At 34.4% G+C, this 21,780-nt stretch carries 29 protein-coding genes, 1 tRNA gene and 1 pseudogene; 13 read left to right on the top strand and 18 right to left on the bottom strand.

The genetic code is table 11. The features are described 5' to 3' along the window. Nucleotides 1-495 (top strand): SocA family protein (locus KO464_09815; GenBank protein MCC7573660.1); only part of this gene is annotated, 495 nt, incomplete at its 5' end. Continuing rightward, nucleotides 485-868: a hypothetical protein gene (locus tag KO464_09810; protein MCC7573659.1), complete on the top strand. Its 384-nt coding sequence runs from the start codon at nt 485-487 to the stop codon at nt 866-868. The genes KO464_09815 and KO464_09810, both read left to right, overlap by 11 nt. Before the next feature lie 4 nt (nt 869-872). Here KO464_09810 and KO464_09805 read toward each other — a convergent pair whose 3' ends face one another. The 4 genes from KO464_09805 to KO464_09790 form a co-directional block, all read right to left on the bottom strand. Beyond that, on the bottom strand, nt 873-1,664 hold the full coding sequence (locus KO464_09805; protein ID MCC7573658.1) for a tyrosine-type recombinase/integrase: 792 nt from the start codon (nt 1,662-1,664) through the stop codon (nt 873-875). 193 nt (nt 1,665-1,857) lie between these two features. Continuing rightward, on the bottom strand, nt 1,858-2,670 hold the full coding sequence (locus tag KO464_09800) for a mechanosensitive ion channel (protein ID MCC7573657.1): 813 nt from the start codon (nt 2,668-2,670) through the stop codon (nt 1,858-1,860). Between the two features lies 1 nt (nt 2,671). After that, on the bottom strand, nt 2,672-3,523 hold the full coding sequence (locus KO464_09795; GenBank protein ID MCC7573656.1) for a diadenylate cyclase: 852 nt from the start codon (nt 3,521-3,523) through the stop codon (nt 2,672-2,674). 4 nt (nt 3,524-3,527) lie between these two features. Then, nucleotides 3,528-4,133, bottom strand: coding sequence for a TIGR00296 family protein (locus tag KO464_09790; GenBank protein ID MCC7573655.1), 606 nt, complete (start codon nt 4,131-4,133; stop codon nt 3,528-3,530). Nucleotides 4,134-4,184: 51 nt separating this feature from the next. Here KO464_09790 and KO464_09785 point away from each other — a divergent pair, with 51 nt between their 5' ends. Next, nucleotides 4,185-5,342 (top strand): NTP transferase domain-containing protein, encoded by a 1,158-nt coding sequence (locus KO464_09785; protein ID MCC7573654.1) that lies wholly within the window; start codon nt 4,185-4,187, stop codon nt 5,340-5,342. A 28-nt stretch (nt 5,343-5,370) separates the two neighbouring features. Here KO464_09785 and KO464_09780 read toward each other — a convergent pair whose 3' ends face one another. Both KO464_09780 and KO464_09775 read right to left on the bottom strand, forming a co-directional pair. Further along, nucleotides 5,371-6,300 (bottom strand): hypothetical protein, encoded by a 930-nt coding sequence (locus KO464_09780; GenBank protein ID MCC7573653.1) that lies wholly within the window; start codon nt 6,298-6,300, stop codon nt 5,371-5,373. Nucleotides 6,301-6,400: 100 nt separating this feature from the next. Continuing rightward, nucleotides 6,401-6,820 carry a translation initiation factor IF-2 subunit beta gene (locus KO464_09775; GenBank protein ID MCC7573652.1) on the bottom strand — a complete coding sequence of 140 codons (420 nt, stop codon included), beginning with the start codon at nt 6,818-6,820 and terminating at the stop codon, nt 6,401-6,403. A 75-nt stretch (nt 6,821-6,895) separates the two neighbouring features. Here KO464_09775 and KO464_09770 point away from each other — a divergent pair. The 3 genes from KO464_09770 (at nt 6,896) to KO464_09760 (ending at nt 8,294) form a co-directional block, all read left to right on the top strand. Continuing rightward, nucleotides 6,896-6,968: transfer RNA gene (locus tag KO464_09770), tRNA-Gln, on the top strand. 55 nt (nt 6,969-7,023) lie between these two features. Further along, entirely contained in the window at nt 7,024-7,524 is a 501-nt protein-coding gene (locus KO464_09765) for an FxLYD domain-containing protein (GenBank protein ID MCC7573651.1), read from the top strand. Continuing rightward, a complete protein-coding gene (locus KO464_09760; protein MCC7573650.1) occupies nt 7,521-8,294 on the top strand; it encodes a hypothetical protein in 774 nt (257 codons plus the stop codon). The genes KO464_09765 and KO464_09760 overlap by 4 nt, the downstream gene beginning before the upstream one ends. Here the strand turns inward: KO464_09760 and KO464_09755 are convergent. Together KO464_09755 and KO464_09750 are read right to left on the bottom strand one after the other, a co-directional pair. Beyond that, nucleotides 8,278-9,219 (bottom strand): hypothetical protein, encoded by a 942-nt coding sequence (locus tag KO464_09755; GenBank protein MCC7573649.1) that lies wholly within the window; start codon nt 9,217-9,219, stop codon nt 8,278-8,280. The genes KO464_09760 and KO464_09755 overlap by 17 nt on opposite strands. A 36-nt stretch (nt 9,220-9,255) precedes the next feature. Beyond that, a complete protein-coding gene (locus KO464_09750) occupies nt 9,256-9,573 on the bottom strand; it encodes a PadR family transcriptional regulator (protein ID MCC7573648.1) in 318 nt (105 codons plus the stop codon). A gap of 90 nt (nt 9,574-9,663) precedes the next feature. Between KO464_09750 and KO464_09745 the strand changes: the two genes are divergently transcribed. Both KO464_09745 and KO464_09740 read left to right on the top strand, forming a co-directional pair. Further along, on the top strand, nt 9,664-10,758 hold the full coding sequence (locus tag KO464_09745; protein MCC7573647.1) for an inositol-3-phosphate synthase: 1,095 nt from the start codon (nt 9,664-9,666) through the stop codon (nt 10,756-10,758). Nucleotides 10,759-10,794: 36 nt separating this feature from the next. Then, a complete protein-coding gene (locus tag KO464_09740; protein ID MCC7573646.1) occupies nt 10,795-11,841 on the top strand; it encodes a PQQ-binding-like beta-propeller repeat protein in 1,047 nt (348 codons plus the stop codon). Between the two features lie 56 nt (nt 11,842-11,897). Here KO464_09740 and KO464_09735 read toward each other — a convergent pair whose 3' ends face one another. Both KO464_09735 and KO464_09730 read right to left on the bottom strand, forming a co-directional pair. After that, nucleotides 11,898-12,200: a PIN domain-containing protein gene (locus tag KO464_09735; GenBank protein MCC7573645.1), complete on the bottom strand. Its 303-nt coding sequence runs from the start codon at nt 12,198-12,200 to the stop codon at nt 11,898-11,900. 74 nt (nt 12,201-12,274) lie between these two features. Next, a pseudogene (locus KO464_09730) lies at nt 12,275-12,480 on the bottom strand (DUF2281 domain-containing protein). 86 nt (nt 12,481-12,566) lie between these two features. Here KO464_09730 and KO464_09725 point away from each other — a divergent pair. Together KO464_09725 and KO464_09720 are read left to right on the top strand one after the other, a co-directional pair. After that, nucleotides 12,567-13,169: a hypothetical protein gene (locus tag KO464_09725; GenBank protein ID MCC7573644.1), complete on the top strand. Its 603-nt coding sequence runs from the start codon at nt 12,567-12,569 to the stop codon at nt 13,167-13,169. After that, complete coding sequence (locus KO464_09720; protein ID MCC7573643.1) at nt 13,166-13,363, top strand: hypothetical protein; 198 nt, start codon at nt 13,166-13,168, stop codon at nt 13,361-13,363. The genes KO464_09725 and KO464_09720 overlap by 4 nt, the downstream gene beginning before the upstream one ends. 40 nt (nt 13,364-13,403) lie before the next feature. Here KO464_09720 and KO464_09715 read toward each other — a convergent pair whose 3' ends face one another. From KO464_09715 to trmY, 5 genes are all read right to left on the bottom strand, one after another. Beyond that, entirely contained in the window at nt 13,404-13,556 is a 153-nt protein-coding gene (locus tag KO464_09715; protein MCC7573642.1) for a hypothetical protein, read from the bottom strand. A gap of 27 nt (nt 13,557-13,583) precedes the next feature. Further along, on the bottom strand, nt 13,584-13,808 hold the full coding sequence (locus KO464_09710; protein ID MCC7573641.1) for a hypothetical protein: 225 nt from the start codon (nt 13,806-13,808) through the stop codon (nt 13,584-13,586). Nucleotides 13,809-13,889: 81 nt separating this feature from the next. Then, nucleotides 13,890-14,135, bottom strand: coding sequence for a DUF433 domain-containing protein (locus KO464_09705; GenBank protein MCC7573640.1), 246 nt, complete (start codon nt 14,133-14,135; stop codon nt 13,890-13,892). A gap of 100 nt (nt 14,136-14,235) precedes the next feature. Continuing rightward, entirely contained in the window at nt 14,236-14,904 is a 669-nt protein-coding gene (locus tag KO464_09700; protein MCC7573639.1) for a hypothetical protein, read from the bottom strand. Nucleotides 14,905-14,923: 19 nt separating this feature from the next. Then, nucleotides 14,924-15,508, bottom strand: a complete 585-nt coding sequence (gene trmY / locus KO464_09695) for a tRNA (pseudouridine(54)-N(1))-methyltransferase TrmY (GenBank protein MCC7573638.1) — start codon at nt 15,506-15,508, stop codon at nt 14,924-14,926. Nucleotides 15,509-15,552: 44 nt separating this feature from the next. On the opposite strand from trmY, the gene KO464_09690 reads away from it, so the two are divergent. From KO464_09690 to KO464_09680, 3 genes are all read left to right on the top strand, one after another. Beyond that, the gene (locus tag KO464_09690; protein MCC7573637.1) at nt 15,553-15,996 is read left to right on the top strand and encodes an Lrp/AsnC family transcriptional regulator; all 444 of its coding nucleotides are present in this window, start codon (nt 15,553-15,555) and stop codon (nt 15,994-15,996) included. Continuing rightward, a complete protein-coding gene (gene nadE / locus KO464_09685) occupies nt 15,989-16,705 on the top strand; it encodes an NAD(+) synthase (GenBank protein ID MCC7573636.1) in 717 nt (238 codons plus the stop codon). Before KO464_09690 ends, nadE begins: the two co-directional genes overlap by 8 nt. Before the next feature lie 71 nt (nt 16,706-16,776). Continuing rightward, the gene (locus KO464_09680) at nt 16,777-18,117 is read left to right on the top strand and encodes a nucleotide sugar dehydrogenase (protein MCC7573635.1); all 1,341 of its coding nucleotides are present in this window, start codon (nt 16,777-16,779) and stop codon (nt 18,115-18,117) included. A gap of 257 nt (nt 18,118-18,374) precedes the next feature. Here KO464_09680 and KO464_09675 read toward each other — a convergent pair whose 3' ends face one another. The 3 genes from KO464_09675 to KO464_09665 form a co-directional block, all read right to left on the bottom strand. Then, the gene (locus tag KO464_09675; GenBank protein ID MCC7573634.1) at nt 18,375-19,412 is read right to left on the bottom strand and encodes a DUF354 domain-containing protein; all 1,038 of its coding nucleotides are present in this window, start codon (nt 19,410-19,412) and stop codon (nt 18,375-18,377) included. A 61-nt stretch (nt 19,413-19,473) separates the two neighbouring features. Next, nucleotides 19,474-20,559, bottom strand: a complete 1,086-nt coding sequence (locus KO464_09670; protein ID MCC7573633.1) for a glycosyltransferase — start codon at nt 20,557-20,559, stop codon at nt 19,474-19,476. 97 nt (nt 20,560-20,656) lie between these two features. Continuing rightward, complete coding sequence (locus tag KO464_09665) at nt 20,657-21,739, bottom strand: glycosyltransferase (protein MCC7573632.1); 1,083 nt, start codon at nt 21,737-21,739, stop codon at nt 20,657-20,659. Between the last annotated feature and the right edge of the window lie 41 nt (nt 21,740-21,780).

Here is a 21,780-nt window from a genome sequence, read left to right as displayed (position 1 = left end):
GATATTAAAAAATTAAAAAAAGTTTTACATTATGTAATAAATCAAGTTGGAAGTAGAGCTAACGTTGGAAAAACTGTATTATTCAAGCTATTATATTTCTGTGATTTCAATTTCTATTTAGAAACTGAAAAATATCTTACTGGGGAGAACTATCGTAAAATCGACCATGGCCCAGCCCCAATTCATTTCGATAAAGTTGTAAAAGAATTAATCCAGGAAGAAAAAATCGCTAAAGTGGATGGAAAATATTTTGGTAGAAATCAGTACAAATTGGCTTCGTTAAAAGAGCCTGATTTAAAGGGTCTATCGGCAACAGAAATAAAATTTATTGATGATACTTTGAATGAATATGCCCACCTAAATGCAAAGCAGATAGAGAAGTTATCCCATAAAGATACGCCTTGGAAAGCTACTCCAAATAAAGATCTAATTGATTATAATCTTGTGTTCTATAGGGATGATCTTCTAGACGAAGATGAAAAAGATGACTGCTGACACACAAATCAAAGAAACAGCACATAAGAAATTCATTAAAGAAAAGGGAGATCTTTCAAAAAAATATAAACATCTAGAAAATGATTTTAGAACGGCTCTTCTAGTAATCAAAGAATCTCCTTGTAATAATTCTATATCTGTAAGGGTTGCAGGTCTTGGAAAAAACGTTACTTTACCAGTTTTTAAAGTTCGAGAATTTAAATCGCAAGATTTTCCAAAAAGAGGGCTGCGCAGCGGATTTAGAATAATTTATATGTATCATGAAAAAACTAAATGTTTGATTTTCATGGAGATATACCATAAAAACAAAAAAGGAGAGATGGATAAAGAACGGGTAAAAGCTTGTTTTGACGGTAAAGGAAATCTAATATAGCTATTTACTCAAACAAATGTACAGAAGTCCGGCTATAGTCTTTTTTTATGATATTCTCACTTTCATGGATGTAAATTTCTGTTGTCTTAATCTGCCGATGGCCTAGTATCTCTTTCAAGGCCTTCAAATTGCCACCAGATTCAATATAGCAAGTAGCAAAAGTATGGCGAATCATGTAAGGCGTGATTCTCTTAAGCTCAGCTTTTTCGCAGTATTCTCTCAAAATGTAGCGGTAACGCTGCAGCGTCATGGGGTGATCTTCTTTCTTGCACTTGAAAAGGTAAGGGCAGTTATCATCCATCCTGTATTCCAGGTAATTCATGATCGCTAGTTTGCATGATATGTTAAACGGAACTATTCTATCTTGAAAGGTCTTAGTTTCCCTGATATCGATCAATAGCTCTTTGAAGTCAATATCTGCTATTTTGATTTTTAATAGTTCTGAAGGCCTAAGTCCAGTGTAGATGTGCAGCAGCAATAAGGCCTTATCCCTTGGATCATTCACAACGGACAGGAGCTTGATTATGTCTTTCTCGTTTACATGATCCCTTCTCTTCTGGTGCTGTTTTGGGGGGGTAAAAGGAAAGTTTACCCCTCGGTATTCACAAAGATATTTTACAGCGTAGTAAACATTCCGCTTGTGGGCATTTGAATAGTCGCTGTCCAGGGTGTTCATGTAGAATTCAAACGGATCTAGCTCGTTTTTCTCGATGTAGCTTACTATTTCAGAATACCTTTTTACTGTCGATTTGGACAGGCCTTTTACTCCTCTAAAAAAGATGTATAATTTTTCCATTTTTTCAGCACCGGATTAAAGGCGGCGTACCTTTTTAATAGGGATTTTGAGAGCGGAGATTTGTATTTTTAGCCTTTGTCTCGTTGCTAATCCCGTTCTCCCTGTGAGATCCAGGGTTCAAATCCCTGCCTCGGCGCTTTTAATAAAAAAAATATTTATTAAAAGTATTCCATCTTTCTACTTTTGGGGCATCTTATTCCTTTATGATAACATTATCCAAAATCTTTGAATTGGGTACTAACAGAGATTTTCCATCCTCTCGCTTTATCTTCGTATATACAAGTGAAACTTCTTCGACTACCCCTTCTATGTCCTCAATTTTTATTTTATCTCCTACGTTTATCTGACGATAAAAAACTATGAAAACTCCGGAGAAGAAGTTTGGAACAATATTCTTTAATCCAATTATTGTTATTATTGACCAAAGGACCATTATTATTGTAATTGTCACTACCAAAATACTGGTGCTTACTTTTAGCTGTGTCAATGCCATTGTGCCTACAAGGATGTAAATAAAATATCTAATACCTTTGCCAAAGAACCAGTATTTTGGGATATTAGTGTCCTCGAAAAACTTTTCTACAAATATTGCTATTTTATCGGCCACTACAAGTCCAATTATGACCACAAAAAAGGCTATCAGGAGATTTGGGACATAATTAATGAATGAATCGATAGATCTGCTCAAGCCGGGTAAATTAAGTACTTCGAATGCCAAAAATATTGAAATAATATATACAATCCAGCTGACAAAGATTTCAACACTCTTTAATATCTTAAATCCTATTTTTTCTGTGATCTTTTCAGCCTCTGTTTTTTTAAGAGCTTTCTCAAATCCAATTTTTACCATTAAGGACTGGGTTAGTCTACCAAGGCCTTTACCGATAAAAAATCCCACAACAAGAATTGCTATTGCAAAGAACACTCTTGGCAATACTTGAGAAATAGACGAAATTAATGAATCAAAAAACAACCTGATTTCAAGGAAAATTATGTCTAGTTCCATTTTAATCCACCTTTACCTCATCAGGGTCAACTTCCCACACAAGCTCTCCTTTTTTGAAGATACGAATCATGTTATCAGACTCTGCGAGAACTATGGCAATCGCGTCCGTTACTTTTGTCATCCACGCTGCAGAGAGATGTCTCGCTCCAAGTCCCTTCGGCAGGGAAATTCCATCTGTTCCAGCTTCTAGATATCTTGAAGCTGCGAGCAGTTTCCCTTCCCCCGAAATAATAAATGCCCCATCAAGCCTTGAGAATTCTTTTATCATATTTTTGACCCCAACGTCATTTATGTTGACGTAGCTTCTTTCAAATGGATTATATGTTATCTGGGAAGACTTTTGCATGACGTTTCCACAATCTCCAATAATAAATGTAGTGCCTATTGGTTTACCTTCCTTACCTTTTCTACCCAATTGAACGGCTACCGAAAGAACAGAATAAATAATGTCAGTTTTAACATTTTTTAGAGAGAAAAACAGTTCATAGATGCCCTTGGCATTAATCTGATTTGTTTTTCTTGTGATAATAAAATTGTAATAATCACTATCAAGTTTTCCTATATACACAATCTTATCTTCATTTTTTAATAAATCTTGCATAATTGCAGCTGAAATGGCAAACTCTAACCTTATCGTAATCTTTTCTAGTATACCGGGCACAAAGATAATCTTATCAAATTTTCTCTTAATCTTTTCATTTGAAGATACCCCATATAGATTTATGTCTTTAGATGAAATAAATTCCTGGAGTTTCTCCATTTCTTTTATCGAGTCAACTTCAACTAGAACTGCGTCTGCACTTGTTTCATCGAAGAGCGAGATGCCTGCCTGTACAAATGGGTCGATTTCCATATATTTACCTCATAAAACTTTTTTCTACTACTTCTCCCTCTGGTTTAGTTTCAGAAAATATCTGTCCTTGGAATTTGTAAATTTTTGTATTTTTATCCATCCAGCAATCCAGTGGGAGTCCTGCCTTTTGGCAAGTGTGGCAAAGAAAATCCTCTGCATCCCAATTTTCTTCAACTGGCACCTGCGGAAGAAGTAAGCCTTTTCTAAATCCTAATTCAACGATGAGTCCATCCCTCCCTACTTCAATTTTCGAGGGATATTGGCCTGTATTTTCAACTTTGACTAATTCGGGCGGTGTTAGAACTGTGATCTCAACAACTAAGTTCTTTAGTTCATCAGGTCTAACTTTTTGAAAACGGGGATCCCTTGTAGCTGAAGATACTGAAGCATCAAGGACGGCATCTATCAAAGGAAGCACAGGTTCTGGATATCCTATGCACCCCCTCAAACTATTTTTAGGATATGTATGAAGTGTCACAAAGACACCACAATGAACTTTAAATGATTCAGGGACATCCTGTATTGATATATTTTTCCTTGTCACAAGATAAGATTCTATATTTTTCCTTGCTATCGATACAAGTTTCTTCCCTTCATCTAAATTATACATTAAAGATAATTATATAAGTCAATATAAATAGTTTTTGCATATGGCGATTTTATGGAAGCTGTGATACTTGCCGCAGGCAAAGGCGTGAGACTTTCTCCTCTAACAGATGAAATACCAAAACCAATGTTACCTTTAGGGGATACTACAATACTTGGAAATATATTCAAGGTATTCAAATCATCAGGTATAGAAAAAATTTCAATAATAGTTGGCCACAAATCTGAAATAATTGAAGATTATATCCGAAATTGCAATTATGAGATTGACATTAATTTTATCGAGCAGAAAGAGCGTCTTGGAACTGGACATGCGCTCATGATAGCGTCAGAATATGTAAATTCTGACTTCATATGCGTCTATGGCGATTTACTGTTTAAAGAGGATTTAATTGCGTCTCTCCTCTCAAAATTTAAGACTTCTGATTCAATTGCCATAATGGCTTTAACAAAGAGTGACACACCAGAATTTTTTGGAAGTGTGCTTGTAGATAGGGATGAAGTGGTGGGGATTTTTGAGAAGTCAGATAATCCACCTTCTAACTTGATAAATACCGGAATTTATTGTTTTAAAAAAGAGGCTTTTTCATATATTAACAAGACCAAAATCTCGCCAAGAGGGGAGTATGAGCTAACAGACTCTCTGAAAATGATGATTGAAAGTGGGAATAAAGTCAGATGGATTCCTCTAGAGGGAAAATGGCTAGATATCGGAAGGCCTTGGGATTTAATCGATGCAAATATGTTCTTTTTAGAAAGTGTAAAAAATTATGCTTCAAAAAATTCAGAGGTTTCATCTGATTCAAAAATAGGATTTCCTTCGTATATAGACTCTGGCACTATAATTGATTCTTCTGAGATTATTTCCCCATGCCTAATATCAAAAAATGTCAAGATCGGAAAAAATTCAAAGATAGCTTCGTCTGTCATAAGAAAAGATGTAAAAATTGGTGAAAACTGCGTTATTGAAAATTCCGTCATAATGGACAGTGTGAAAATTGGCGATAATTCTGTTGTTTCATTTTCTATAATTGGTGACCATTCAGACATTGGAAACAATGTAGTTTTTCAAAGTGAATCTCAAAAGAGCATCCAAGTTAAAATCAAAGGAGAATTTGTGGATTCAAACAGGACACAACTCGGAGCGATAGTTGGGAAAAATGTCAAGATCGAAGATAATTTGATAATTAAGCCAGGTCAAAAAATCGAATAAAGTTTGTTATTTAAAAAATAAAATATTATTAATCTAGTTCTAAAAGATGATTACAATAGGTGCACTTGTAAATCTTTTTTCGATCTTCCATAATGTGAGTTGGAACGACTTTTGATCCACAAAGTGGGCATTTGGGAAGAACTTCTGGCCCAGATGTTCTTCTAGATATACTTTTAACAACAGGGATCCTTTTAATTTTCTCTCTCTGTGCATGAGTCAATAATCCAACCAATATACCTATTATTCCAAAGGCTCCCAAGATGTATGAGACAGGTCTGTATTCATCATGCCAGAATGTTTCTTGTTTTGTAACAGTCTCAAGTTCTTGATATGGTTCTCTCTCTTCGTATGATTCAGTTACATTTTCAATTACAGTTTCAAGATATTCCTGCCTGGTAACAGAAGATTCTTGTTTTATGATGGTATATTTTATCGTTTTTGAATAGGCAAAGAGTCTATTTGAGAGAATTATCCTGTATTGCTGTATACCTGAAGTTTCTGGAACAGTCCAAGTATTATTTAATTCGATAGTTCCAATAGGCGCATCATAAAAAGCAGTGTAAGCCTGATTATTTATCCAACGATCATAATTTTGATTATCTACAATTTTAAATTCAAACCAACGCTCTATATCTCTTTTATTGGGGTCAGTTGTTATTGTGTATTTTATCCGGTCGTTTGGTTTAAGTAAAGGATCGCCTAAATTTATATACTCATTAGGTTCGAAATTCTTTTCAGAATCAACAATAGTTGAATTTGTGTATACTATCACATCTCTAGTCCTCTTGACAAGTCTTTCTTGCGGAACTATTCTTTCTTTAATCACTATATTTTCTTTTGTAACGTATTCTTGTGTTGTAATTGTTCTTTGGAATGGAATAGTTGTATAATAAAATAATCCCCCTGCAACAATTAGAAGAATAAGGCCCAATACAATAAAATCATTTCTTCTACCCATAGTTATCACCATTGAAATTATTATATATTATATATACTACCTATTTATATTTATCGGAAATAATTTAAAATTCTGCTAAATCTTGAAGAAAATAAACGTATTATGCATGTTTTATAGGATAGCGGGCGCCACATGCTTCACACTGCAGAAAAGTAATCCTATCTTCTCTTATAATTCTAGTATCTGGCCTGTTACATTCAGAGCATATCACAGATTCTTTGGCATACTTTTCAATTTTTTCACTTATAACTGTAGATGAAAATTTTCCTTGAAATATTGCCTCTTGCCCGCTCATGTTCCCTGCAGTTGCAAGCTCTCTTAGGATATATTTTAAGAAAGGGTCGACATCTCTGTTTAGAATTGATGCTATTTCTCTGAAGTTCTTAACGATCGTCCTGTTCCCCATTATAAATGAGTCCGCTCTGGGAAGCTCAAATCTACTCGTCTCAAAGACATTTTTTGGCAAAAGCTCTTCTGCACGCTTTAGAAGGGACGCATAGTCTGTTTTTTCATCTCCCATATTTGTGAAGAGATTTTTGTGATATATAAAGTTACCGAAAGTTTTAAATCACAATTTAAATTTTCTATTAATGCTAGCCGGGTAGGGTAGCGGTCAATCCTGCGGGGTTTTGGTCCCCGCGACAGCGGTTCGAATCCGTTCCCGGCTATCACTTCCTTTTCAATATGTTTATATAATAAAACTCCCTTTATCATTAAGATAAAATGTCTAGAAAATTATCTAGCTTAATTGTAATAATTACTTTGATATCAGCGTTTGCTGGATGCAGCTCTAAAGACAATGGCCAAACAGCAAAAGATGTGTTAGAGGATTGGAGAAAGCAGAACTTTAACCCGATTGAGGAAACTAGTTCAAATGGGAAAACAACTACAGTTCCTAACCCCATTAAGGGTGAAACGCCTTCTGGCTCTATAGCTTGCCCAATGCAAATAAAAGACTATAAACAAAGATTTGAAGGAAACAGAGTCTACATCCAAGGCAACGTATACAATTATGGGGATGCAAGCTATAAAAATCCACCAATAAACTGTGTGAAACTATACATTTTCTTCTATAATAGTAATGGCAATGTTATAGGGGAAGATTCTTACTATGTGAATGTCGGCGAACTCGACTATGGTGAAAAGTATCCATTCAGCGTCAGTGCAAATATCAGATCGGGGACAGAAAGATATCTAGTCAAAGTAAGGTGTTGCAATAGATGAAAACTGGAGTAGGACAAACTCTTGCTATATCATTTGGATTCTGTAATGAAAATAAGAAACTTTTCATCCCGATACTTGCATCGATGTACGTAGTTTATTTTCTTTCTGCATTCCTAAACAATTACTTTTATCACAATATTGATCAAATCTTAAATACTCAATACCTCACTTTGGGAGAAACATCAACTTTTTTTGAAGATATACCTTCATTTTTACCGCCACAATTTTCTGAAGTTTTCCTTTTTCTTTTCAAAGGAGACTTACTTGCACCGTTTACCTCATTTTTAATGGGCATGATCTATATATTTGGAATTTCAATCGTATTCTTTTTAGTAGAATCAATGTACAGGAACAAAAAAATTTACTATAAAACATTCTTCAAATCCTTTCCGAAGATAGTTATCTCAAGCATAGTAACAGTTGCCCTAATAGTGATTGGAACAATGGCTTATGTATTGCCCGGAATAATCCTTATCTATTTCCTTTATTATGTAATCCCTGAGTCAACTTCCAGCAGCGATTCATTATTTTCCAGTATAAAGAAAGGGATTTTACTTGTCTTTAAAAATCCGGACTACACGTTGGGACTTCTTGCGGTAATAACAGCAACAATATTTTCATTAAATTATATCTTGCTTTACTTAAACGATCTTGGTATTCTGGGTGAAAGAGGGATACTGCTTGATATATTTTTTATCTTGATAAGAGGAGTTGTGTATACTTGGTCTGTCATCTCAAATATGGTGGCCTATCTTAGGTTAGAGAACTGACAATCTTTTCAACTTCCTCTTCAATCTCTTTTATTATTTCTTCATAGTTTTCTGTCAAAGAGCCGCCTCCTTGGGCAAAGTTTTCTCTCCCACCCCCCTTGCCACCAAACCTTGTCAAAATTGAGTTTAGAAGTTGTCTCATGTCATAATTGATATCTACAGATCTTCCACAGATGACAAACACTCCGTCATCAATCAAAAATAGCACTAAAAAAGACTTTGACTGCTCTATTATTTCGCCGGCCCTTTTAATTACTATTTTTCTATCCAGACCTTTTAGAGTCTCAAAATATAACTTCTTCCCTGAAACATCTTTAGGAGAAATTGACTCAAAACTCTTTTGAGAAAATTCAGCTAAGCCTTTTCTATATCTTTCATTGTCTTTTAATAGGTTAGATATAGTCCTCTCGACATTTTCAGGAGCAGATTGAAGTATTTCCATAGATGCCAAAGCAATTTTTGATAGATTCAATGATTCTTCCTTGGCCTTTTCAGCCACCTCAAATTCTAATCTGTATGAGTTGTCTCCAGTTTTATTAACTTTAGTTAGAAGAAAGAACTCAATTTCTTTAGTGGAATCCACATGCTCTCCGGAGCAGGCTGCAAAATCATAATCTTCAACTTCAACAATCCTGACCTCTTCAGTTTGTATCCTATCAATTTTTATTCTGATTCCTGGAAATTTAGTGACGACTTCTTCTTTCCTAGAGTTGTGGACAATTACTTTTCTATTCTCCAAAATGATCTTGTTTGTAAGCTTTTCAGCTTCAAGAAGCTTTTCCCAGCTAAAATCACCAGGATATTTAATATAAAGTGCATTTTTTTCTTCCTTTATAGAAATCTTATCAAGGGATACTTCCGGGATTACTTTAGAAAGTGATCTAAAAAATATATGTTCTCCTGTATGTGCTCTTTTATCCTTCATGGAAAAGAATAAGTACAACTCAATAAAACTTTTACGCTATCCTATCTTTGAAATAACTAAGTTTATGAAGTTTTTACCCTCTTCAAGAAGTTCTTTCCCAGAATCTGTAATTATGTAATATTTCCTGTTTGGTCTGCCGTGTCCTGAATCTTCCCATTCTGAGGTGACATATCCTCCTTTTTCAAGATTGTATAGTACGATATAGCTTGTTATTCTAGCAGGGGCAAATGAAAAGTTTTTTTCTATTTCGGCCTTAACTTCATAGGCATACATGGATTTTTCAGATAACAGGCTTAGGATATATATCCATAAGACCTCAGTTGTAAGCTTTTTTTTGAGTCTTTCGAGAGGCATTTAAGCACCTTTAATATTTTATGACCATAAACTATTTAAATCTTTATAATACTATAAAAAATATCGTATCATCTTTTAGGAGGTACCTATATGGGAGAAATTAGGGTTGCAATTGCAGGAGTTGGCAATTGCGCTTCATCACTTGTTCAAGGAATTGAATATTACAGAAATAATGGCACAAAACAGATTATTGGTTTGATGAACGAGAATCTAGGGGGTTACAGACCTCAAGATTTAAAATTTGTCGTCGCGTTTGATATTGATAAAAGAAAGGTAGGAAAAGACATAAGCGAAGCTATATTCCAAAGCCCAAACTGCACCAAAACGATTTATAAAGACATTCCTAAATTTGGGGCACAGGTAATGATGGGCCCAGTTCTAGATGGATTTGCTGCACACATGGGTGACTACGCCGAGGATAGAAGATTTGTAGTTTCTGATGAGAAACCGTGTGACGTTGTATCAGAACTTAAAAAGAATAAGGTCGATGTCCTCATAAATTATATGCCTGTGGGATCTGAAAAAGCTACAAAGTTCTATGCCGAAGCAGCCCTTGAAGCAGGCGTTGCATTTGTAAACTGTATGCCGGTCTTCATAGCTTCAAATGAAGAATGGGCAAAAAGATTTGAGGATAAAGGGCTTCCGATAGTTGGAGACGATATTAAATCGCAGCTTGGCGCAACTATAGTTCACAGAGTCCTTACAAAATTGTTCCAGGACAGAGGTGTAATTGTTGACAGGACGTATCAGCTTAATACTGGCGGAAACACAGACTTTCTCAACATGCTTGAAAAGGATAGATTAAAATCCAAAAAGATATCAAAAACTGAAGCAGTGCAATCACAGCTTGATGTGGCCTTGCATCCAGACAACATCCACATCGGCCCTTCCGATTATGTGCCATGGCTAAATGACAACAAGCTCTGCTTTTTGAGACTGGAAGGAAGAGGCTTTGGGGATATACCATTGAACTTAGAGCTTAGACTTTCAGTAGAAGACTCGCCAAACTCTGCAGGCGTTGCAATTGATGCAATAAGATGTGCAAAACTAGGCCTTGATAGGAAGATAGGCGGACCCCTCACATCAATCTCAAGCTACACAATGAAGCACCCACTAATCCAGTACTCAGACTCTGAAGCAAAGATCAAAGTTGAGGAATTTATTTCTGGAAAACTTGAGCGCTGAAGATATATTTATATATCAATTTTTTTTCCTTCTTCTATGAAAAAATTAATAGTCATTTTATTAGTTTTTGGCATAATAGCTTCTTCTGGATTATTGATTGCAGAAGAAAACTCAGATCCAGTAAGCTGGAAATACAAACTAAGCAGCTGGGGAACTTCCGTCACGACAACAGGCGATTATAGCGCAGCAAGTTCAATTGATGGATCTTTTTACTTTTTTGACAAATCTGGGTCAGTTTTATGGCAGCACGATATGGGAAAGAGAATAACTTCAATTGTTTTTTCCGAGGATTTGGCAAATGTTTCTTCTGTAGTTGGGGAAAGAGTATATATTTTCTCAACATCTGGGAATTATTTAAAAGATTTCAAATCCGTAAAAGGTGGTTTTCTAACAATAACTCCAGATGGCAACTATATTGGAGGTAGCTCATCTGATGTCTATGCCATGATCTACAAGGATGGAAGGCCTCTTTGGGATTATAAAACCGATGGAAAAGTTAATTATGTTTCACTGACGCCAGATGGTCAAACTATGGCTGTGGCTTCTTCCGATAATCACGCTTATCTTCTTAGATCGGGATTTTTAATGTGGAAATACGATGCAAAAATGCCTGTTATCTCTGTCGCAGTAACACCTGACTCATCATACCTCGTATGTGGAACAGGTAGCTTTGAGTCAGACGAGGAGACTCAAAAGGACTATAGGGTGTTCTTGTTTGATGGCCAAGGCAAACTATTGTGGAATCAAAAGATAGGATATACTGTTTCTTCTGTTTCAATAACGCCTGACGGCAACTATATCGCCGTAGGCTCTTGGGATAATAAAGTGCATATATTCTCAAAATCTGGAGAGCATTTAAAAGAATTCAAAACTGACGGAAAAATCTGGTCAGTTTCAATAACGCCTGACGGGAAAAATGTCATAGCAGGCTCAACTGACACCTATGTTTATTTCCTTGATGTAGATTCAATGCAAAAACCTGAGAAGAGCTCATCGTTTAATCCAATTTACATAGCAATTCCTATTTTGATAATTTTAGCAGCTGGGGCTTTAATCTACACAAAGAAATTCAAGAAGAAATAATTTATTTTTTTTCTATCTTTAATTAAATTCAAACTTATAATGATTTAAAATAAGAGTTATAAGAATAAAATATCTGCATCTTTTATTATGCCAAAATCCTTGTCCATTGTAACTAGAATTAGATTAAAGAATTCTGAGATTTTAAAATTATACGCATCGTCAAAATCTAAGTCATACTCTCTTTTCAATTCATAAATATTGGCATATACGCTCAAAGGCAACGATAAAATTTTAAATGTAGGCGCTATATCTCTAATAAAAACATTGAAAGCTTCTTCCTTTTCGTATCTAAGTAAAATAACCCCTATTGAGTGTAAAGAAAAATCACTTATGATTACTTCTTCTATATTATGATCTATAAATTCTTTACATTTTTATGCTTTTCTTTGATTCAATAAAATCTCTAGCAGTATATTTGTGTCAAGGAGATACATTAGCGCCACTCTAAAGCCTTGTGCTGAAGCTCGACAGAAGTAAATTCCTCTTTAAGATCTGACAATTTGCCCTGCCACTCAAAAGTAAGTTTTTTTGTTTTTTATTTTTATTTCTTGATATAAGAAAGTCAATATAATCTAAAACTTCTTTTTTTAATTCTGGGGAAAGACTCTGGAATTTAGATTGGATATCTACCTCGTTCATGAATTATACTTATATTTAAAGTATTTATATATTTATATTTTGTTCAAACCATAAAATTAAATAATAGTTAATTCAATTAAGATTGAATGGAAATTGAGTATTCAAAAGATTCGATAATATTGAAAAATATATCCCTATCAGATCTTGATAAGTTTGTACTGGATTTTGTAGACATACTAAAAAATCATTTTAAGTATGTCATAGTTAGCGGTTACGTTGCCATATTATTCGGTAGGTCCAGGGGTACTGAAGATATCGATATATTAATTGAAAAAATAACTAAATCTGAATTTTTAAACTTCTTCAGTGAAATTGAAGATAGATACGACTTTCTTAATCCTGAAGACAAAGAAGGTTTGTATGAGATGCTAAGTGAAAATTTAGGGATAAGAATATCTAAGAAGAATGAGATTATACCCAACATTGAGTTTAAAATAATAAAAAATGAAGTAGAGAAATATGTATTGGATAACAGATTAAAAGTTGAATTGGATAAGAATTTACTATATATCTCCCCCATAGAAATCCAGATAGCATACAAACTCTATCTGGGAAGTGAAAAGGATATTATAGATGCAATTCACTTAAATAAAATATTTCACAACTATATAAAACAGGAGGAACTTGAATACTGGGCTAAATATTTTAAGGTAGAAGGTAAACTGAAGAATTGTTTGGTGAAGAGATGAAGGAATCTGAAAGAAAAAAATTCGATGAGAACAGGGAGCAAATTCTAAAGGAGCTTCAAGAAGAAAAGGAAAGAAACTTCAAGCAAAAGATAGAGTTTGCAGAATTTTACGCAGAATGGATAAGGAAAACACCAAATAAAGAGTGGAGCAAACAGCACTCGAAATTTATTAATTCGATGTATAAGAAAGATTAAATCTAGAATAGAATTCATAAAATTGTTGAGCCTTATTGTTCTAAAAATAGTCTTTAGATTTGGATAGTTCTTTTTCGATAAAACAGTAAACATCTTCTTTGGCTATAGCTTCCATCTTCCTATGGCGGGAAGATCCGGGAACTGGGTTCTTTTTAATATCAATTTCTTGCCCTAATACGAACTGTGTCGGCATGTAAACAGTCCCCCAAAGAGAAAAGTTTCAACTTAAATATCCTCCGGAGATGAGCTCTTTTCCAGCTTCAAATGCTTCTTCGTATTCTATTCCCAATTCTTCGGCGGCCTCAGAAATAAAACCTTTTTCTCTTTCAGAAAACCAATCCATTAACATTCTTTTGATTTTTTCTTTACGTTCTACTTTAGATAGACCTTTTAGAAGTAGAGGATTAGGGGTGTCTGATAGAACAATTTTGTCCACATTGCCCATGAGAATAACTAATTTTAATTATTTAAATAATTAACGCCACTCTAAAGCCTTGTGCTGAAGCTCTACAGAAGTAATTCTTCTTTAAATTGCCTCTGTAAGTGGCATATACGTAGTATTCTCAATTGTTTCGGATGCATATACAAGACAAGCATTAATATCGTCTTTTGTTAGCCCTTCATATTCCTTCAATATTTCATCAACTGTATAGCCATTAGCTAATAGATTTAATATGTATTGTACGGATAATCTTGTGCCTTTTATGATTGGCTTTCCTGTCATGACTTTTGGATTAATAATTATCCTTTGAAGAAGTTTTTCCCTATCCATCCTCTCACCATGTTATAATGTTTAACTATATATTTAAATTGTAAGGTATATATGATGTACAAAGCACGAACCAACAAAGATAAATTAGAAAAGCTATTGCCTAAACAAGGTCATACATAATCTGGCATGTGTCGCACTTATAGACTGTTTCTCTTTTTCCCTTGTCACTTACCTCTGTCCTAATTAGTGGTCTCCCGCATCTTTCGCAAGAGTAGCCTTCTCTTCTGACGCGAAGTGATGGAATCTGGGGTCTTTGGGGCACAGGATAGTTGTCATAGTAAGGGTCGTATTGACCTCTAGGTCGCTCCATCGGAAGATAAGTTTCTGGGACGTATCTTTCTTCAGGGTAGTACCTCTTTTCGTAATATTCTCTCTCTCTTGGCTTTGGCCTTTCAAACTTAGGGAACTTAATGCCATCTTCTGTAAGGGCGCTTCCTAAGATTGCACCTATGAATATCGGATAGATATAGAGGACGGCAGTAATAAGCATGTATAATTTTGTCCCTCTTGGAACTGTAAATGGAATCCTCATGACAATGCCCGGCTCTAGGAAATCACCTATGATAAAGGATATTACAAGAAATATGATAAAGACAATCAACGCACATAGAGAAAATGAGGCGATAGCATTTTTGATACTCCTGGATCTTTTACCTCCAACAATGCCTGCTACAATAGGGCCTACCACAGGTGCCCATATCATTAGAATCGTCAGTAGGACCATCCATAGCGATGACTTTAGTATATTCTCTATGTTATCGTCTGACATCATTGGTAATTGATTTTTCTTATTTATAAGTTTTTCTATCAAAAACGTTATGTACTATTATTATACAGTGGTCGGCATGGAGTACCATAGGCGATATTGAAACTCGTTTTGCAGTTTTCAATAATGCTTCGTCTTCTTCTGAAAGACCCATATGATCCCCCAACACAAAACAAATTTTATCTGAGGAGGTATCGAAGCTTTGGATATCCTCCCCTTCTTCGTGAAGGTAGATTATTTCACAATCAATTTCATTTATGACTTGAGTGAAACTTTTCTTTGATACGAATATACCGGGTGTAGATTCTGTTTCCTTTTCTGTCACATTTTCTAAAGCTTTCTTTATGAGCCCACCTGTGCAGCGCTCATCGGGGCTTAGATATCTTAGCTTACTTCCGACAAATCTTAAAGTGACTGGAGGATTAGGTTCACCTTCCAGCACTACAATAAACTCTGTATCCCTCCTTAAATCGTGTGACAGGAAGAAAGCTGAGTTTACACACCTTGCGACGATGTCCATCCTGCCACCGTCACCAGGCAGGTCGTTTAGCAAGAAATCCTTTGAAGTTTTTGCCTTTGACGCTTTCAAGATGAATATTTTCTTCATAAAAATCAAAAGATTTATTAACAATTTAAGATTATCCAATACGTATGGACAGTCTTGATATAAGTATACTTAAGATTTTAAATCAGGACGCAAGGACGAGTTTTTCTGAGATAGCGAGAAGGTTAGGCCACTCTATAACGACCATATCTTTGAGGGTCAAGGCCATGGAGGATGCAGGGATTATAAAAAAGTACATGCCGGTTTTAGATTCAGAAAAATGTGGGTACGACTTTACAGCTATAATGCATCTCATCATTTCTAAAGGAAAATTAAAAGAAGTAGAGGATAAGATCAAGGCTGAAAACAATGTTGTTGCAGTCTATGATGTTACTGGAGGATATGACGCAATAATAATTGCACGATTTAATAACAGCAGTCACTTGGAAAGGTTTACCAGGTGGATGCAATCAATTGATTATGTTGAAAGTGTTTCTACTTCGATTGTTCTAAACATCATTAAGGAAGACATGGAGGTAAAGTTTGACTAGCGAGCTTTCGTCAAGGCTTTCAGACTGGCTAAAAAATGAAGTTATTTCTGGTGGTGGGAAAGGCGTTGTGTTTGGATTAAGCGGCGGCATTGATTCTACCGTCACAGCTTACCTGTGCAAGATGGCTTTTCCAGATAATTCTCTTGGTCTTATAATACCCTGCCACAGCAATAAAGCCGACATCGATGATGCAAAATCCGTTGCAAAGGAGATTAGCCTAAAATATGAAACTGTGAATTTAGATAAGGTATACAATACGCTCCTCGAATCATTTGGGCACATGAGGGATGATAGGGATCTATCCCTTGCCAATATCAAGCCAAGGCTTCGAATGACAACACTATATTACTATGCTAATAAATTAAGCTATTTTGTTGTTGGCACAGGGAATAAGAGTGAGCTAACGCTTGGCTATTTCACAAAGTATGGCGATGGTGGGTGCGATCTACTTCCTTTAGGAAATCTGACAAAAAGAAATGTCTATTCTCTTGCAAAAACTTTGAAGGTATCTGAGAGAATAATTCAAAAGCCGCCTTCTGCAGGCCTTTGGAAGGGCCAGACAGATGAAGGAGAGCTTGGGGTAACTTACCAGGAGATTGACAACTATATCGAAGGAAAGACTGTAAGTGAAGGGGTAAAAACAAAGATTGAAGAGATGATAGAAAAAAGTGAGCACAAGAGAAATATGCCTAAAATACCCGATTTCTAATCTATTGGATAGAATTATAAATTAAATTTTAAATTATGAATTATACAAATTATCATTACTAAGTGGTCTTTATGGAAACGCTAAAGCAGAAGATTAAGAATAAGACAGCAGTTATTTCTATTATAGGATTAGGATATGTAGGACTCCCAACAGCCGTTTATTTTGCAGAAAAAGGCTTCAAAGTGTATGGTGTGGACAAAGTTGTAAGGATTGTCAACGGCCTTAACAAAGGCGTTTCACATCTAAATGAGCTTGGCTTGGATGATAGGATAAAGAATGTAGTTGAGCAGAATAAATTCCACTGCACAAATGATACAATTGAAGCAGTTAAAGATAGTGATATCGTCTTGATTATAGTCCCAACACCCATAACAAAAGATAAGGAGCCGGATTTATCGTATGTAATTTCAGCTGCAGAGGATATTTCAAAAACCCTAAAAAAAGGACAACTTATTATTTTAGAATCAACGGTCTATCCTGGTGTAACTGATGATATTGTTAAACCCATATTGGAATCCTCTGGTCTCAAGGCCGGGATAGATTTTGGACTTGCTTATTGCCCAGAGCGATACAACCCAGGGGATACAAAACATACAATTGATAATGTGAATAGGGTAGTTGGTGGCATAACAAGAGAATGGGCAGAGATAACAAAAGATGTCTATTCATATGTTATTAAAGCACAAATAGACACGGTGAGCGATATCAAGACTGCAGAGGCAGCTAAAGTCATTGAAAATATCCAGAGAGATTTGAACATAGCATTAATGAATGAGCTTGCACTGATTTTTGAGAAGATGGGGATTGACGTCCTTGAAGTAATTAAGGCTGCAAGCACAAAGTGGAACTTCAATGTTTACTACCCTGGGGCTGGAGTTGGTGGGCACTGTCTGCCAGTTGATCCGTATTATCTCGTTTCAAAAGCTAGAGAATTCGGATACCACTCAAAGGTGATTACTGCAGGTAGAGAGATTAATGACTATATGCCACATCACATCTTTGAGCTTTTGAGGGATGCCTTAAACGATATGGAGAGATCAGTTAAGAATTCAAAAGTTGCCGTATTGGGATTTTCCTATAAAGAAAATGTTGGTGATGTCAGGGAAACTCCTGTTGAGCACTTTGTTTCTGAACTAGTCAAAAGGGGGGCTATTGTAACAGTCGTTGACCCATATGTCGATGAAAAATACATTAAATCATTTGGAGTTTCTTATTCTAAGGATATGTATGAAGCATTAAAAGGTGCTGACGCTTTTGTGGTGATGACATCACATAATATATTCAAAGATATTGATTTAGAAAAAGCAAGAAAACTTATGAGTAATCCCCTTGTTATTGACGGTAGAAGGATTTTCAATAAAGATGAAATGAACGAAAAAGGATTTACATACAAGGGTGTAGGGTGTCTTTAGGATTTATCCCATTATATTTAAATTAAGAACTTGCTGTTTATAGTATATCCCAACACCTATAGATATAATTAGGCCTATTGTGCCCAATACGAATCAAAGGCCCAATAAAATTGGATCTCCTTGTATACTTATCTGGAATATAACTATCCCTATTATGCTTATTAAAGTAAATATACTTAAAATTGTAATTTTTCTGCCTATGTACTCCCTATATTCATTATTTTTAGTTTATACATAAGGTTTAATTACATTTAACTTTATTCTTGTTTTTGAGATATTTTTCCTTCGAAGAAGTTTATCATAAAAGATGTGACATCGATTTTTTCATTCAACATTTTATTTTTCTTTTGGCCCCATTCTTTTGAAAAATCACTTTTTAATATATTTTGAATTTTATCAAATGATTCCTTAAATGTCTTAAACGAAAAAAGAAGCCCATATTCCCCTAGTTCTATAAAATTTCCCATCGTCCCTACTAGGGGAGAGATGTATATGCTAGGCTTACCCAAAATAGCGGCTTCTGTTGCCATTGTAGCGCCTTCGCCAACATATAACGAACAGTAATTCATTAATGTATGGATTTTTGCTGGGTGTATTTTGATTTCATAATCTTTGAATAATTTGCCCTTTGATTCAGAGCTCAACAATACTCGCCCATGCTCTTCTAAAAGTTTAATCAATTTCTTTAGTTCTTCTTTTGATATGCCTTTATACCCAACATCATGACTCGCTTCCCATGATACACTCCTCACTAAATAAAAGCATTCTTTTTTCTCAAGATCTAATTCCTTTAAAACATTCTTTTCTTCTTTAAACCATTTAGGATGCAAGTATGCAAGCTCTTTATAACCGTTGAATTTTATATGTTTTTTTCCATAATCGTTCATAAAGCAAGAGGGAGTCACGAAATAATCCGAAAAGGGTATTGAAAGTTTATTGTTCAAAGAAGCATGTTCCGTATCATTGAAAAGAATTGATTTTTTTCCTATTAGTTTCGCAACATGAGTTACGTAAGGGCTTGCAAATCCTGTAAGAATATCGGGTTTAAACTTTCTAGAAATGTTGTAAAGCATATGATCTGTTTGTGCCAATCCAACTGCTTTTTTTATTAGGCCTTTCTTATTTTCTCCTAAGCCAATGAAATCAAAGTTGTAATAATCCAAAAGCTCGAATGTACTTTCTTTCTTTCTTGCAGTAATTAGTATTTCGTGTCCTTTCTTTTCCATCTCCCATATAAGGTTCTTGAAGAAGTGCACATCTGCTGGGTGTCCTATATCAAATAGAATTTTACTCAAAATTTTCTCCTCTGATTAAATATTCAGATAATACTTATGCTAGTAAATATGATTTCTCCTTTTAAGATAAATCCTTGTATGCCCGGATTAGTTTTTCAGATTCTTTCTCCCAGTTATATTCTGTTTCTATTAATTCTCTTCCTCTTTTTCCAAGTTTTTCTCTAAGATGTTTATCTTCCAACAAAATATTGATTTTTTCAGCAATATCTTTAGGATCATAAGGATTAACAAATAAAGAACATTCAGAATAAATTTCTTTCCAGTATGAAAAATCTGACATTACTATTGGCAATGAAAATATCATATATTCAAAAGCTTTAACAGGGAGAGAGTATAGATAGTTGGGAATAGGATATAAAACAGAAATGCCTAAATTGGAATTATTAATATAAGAATAAGTATCTTCAAGCGATTTATATCCCAAATATCTTGTTTTAGCCCACCCTTTCAGTTTTTCACATTCTTCTTTGTACCCTTCTTCCCATTTTCCAAGTAGAATTAATTCAATTTCTTTTTCCAAAAATTCTAACGATTCTATTACTTCTTTAATGCCTCTATTTCTTGTTAACCACCCAACATAAATTATTGTAAACGTATCTTTATTCTTTTTAGGATTGATTGATATATTTCCCATCGACAAAATTGGAAAATTCCTCAATAATACTGTTTTGTTACTCTTAAATCTAGATTCAATCTTTGGTTCTGCGGCTATAATATAATCAAATATTCTTAAAGCAATTTTTTGTAAAATCAAAAGTGATATGGCTACAGGTCTTTTGAGTACCCCTAGCCAATTTTTGTCAAAAGTATCAGAATAGTAATCTTCATGTATATCGTAAATTACTTTTTTTCTGAATATTTTTAATATAATTCCAACAGGTATTAATTCTGGATCATGAAAATGATATATCTTTGCATTTAATTTCAAAGCTTTGACAAGGGTAAGGGGAATATTAATAAAAATTTTTTTCAATCTTTTTTTCTGTAATGGAAGAGCTACAATATTTATTCCATCTATCTCTTCATCTTTTTCATGAGGAACTACTAAATAAACTGAATATCCAAATTTATCTAAAATCTTACATTCTTTGTGGAAGACTCGTGTATCTGAAGCGGGGTGCCTAACTGAGAGGTGGGCTATTTTCATTAAAAATTAAGTATTTAATTAATCTTTTATAATTATCGGGAATAATCAAATATAAAAGTGACAATTTCTAGAAGTGGCATATAACACATATATACTATTATGATAACTCCTTGTATAACTCGATTAATTTTTCTGCTTCTTTTTCCCAATTGTATTTTGTTTCAACTAATTTTCTTCCTTTTTTTCCTAATTCTTCTCTTAATTCTTTATTTTCGACCAATATTTTAATTTTGTCAGCTATGTCCTCTGGATTTTTAGGATTTATGAATATTGCGACTTTAGTATATATTTCCTTCCAGTAGTCAAAATCTGACATAATTGTAGGTAAAGAGCAAGCCATATACTCAAATGCTTTTACAGGCCAAGCTTCTGTATAATTTGGCATTGGATAAATTGTCACCATTCCAATCTTGGATCCTTTAATATAAGGATAAACTTCTTGTAAAGGCTTAATCCCAAGATATTTTGTATAATTCCAACCTTTTAATTTTGCACATTCTTCCATGTATCCTCTTTCCCATTTTCCCATTAATAATAAAGTTACACTTCCTCCAAAACTTTCTATAGACTCAATTAATTCCTTTATACCCCTTAATCTAGTTAAACCACCAACGTATATTATCGAAAAATCAGATAAATGGATAGGTTTAGCATCATCGATCATCTTTAATATTGGCACATTTCGTATTAAAGTAGTCTTAGAAGGTGGAAATCTAGAATATATTATTGGCTCAGCCGCAATTATCGAATCAAATAATTTTAATCCAAGGTAGTCATAAAATCTAAACAAATTAGAGACAAATATTTTTAGGAAATTCGGCCAATTTCTTTGATAAACTTGAGCCGGAAAATTTTCTGCAACATCATAAATTATTTTCTTTCTAAAAATCTTAAGTATAATGCCAATAGGTACCAATTCTGGACAATGAATATGGTACAAATCTCCATTAATTCTCAAAGAATACAAAAGAGTTCTAGGAATATTTTTGAGTAAATTATCTTTTCCTTTTGGGTACTCTTTCAAAGCTACCACATTTATACCATTTTGGACTTCATTTTTCTCATGAGGAACAATTAAGTATACTTCAAAATTATTATTTTTTAATGTAGTACATTCTTTATAGAAAATTCTGTGATCGTGTAATGGATGCCTTATAGAAAGGTGTACCACTTTTTTCATAGAAATACTGACTAATAACTTGTTTATATTATTTCCTTTAT

Origin of the sequence: Methanofastidiosum sp. (assembly GCA_020854815.1) — an archaeon.
Taxonomy (GTDB): domain Archaea; phylum Methanobacteriota_B; class Thermococci; order Methanofastidiosales; family Methanofastidiosaceae; genus Methanofastidiosum.
Note: the sequence above shows the minus strand (reverse complement) of the source record. Positions and strands in the feature narration are given on the sequence as shown.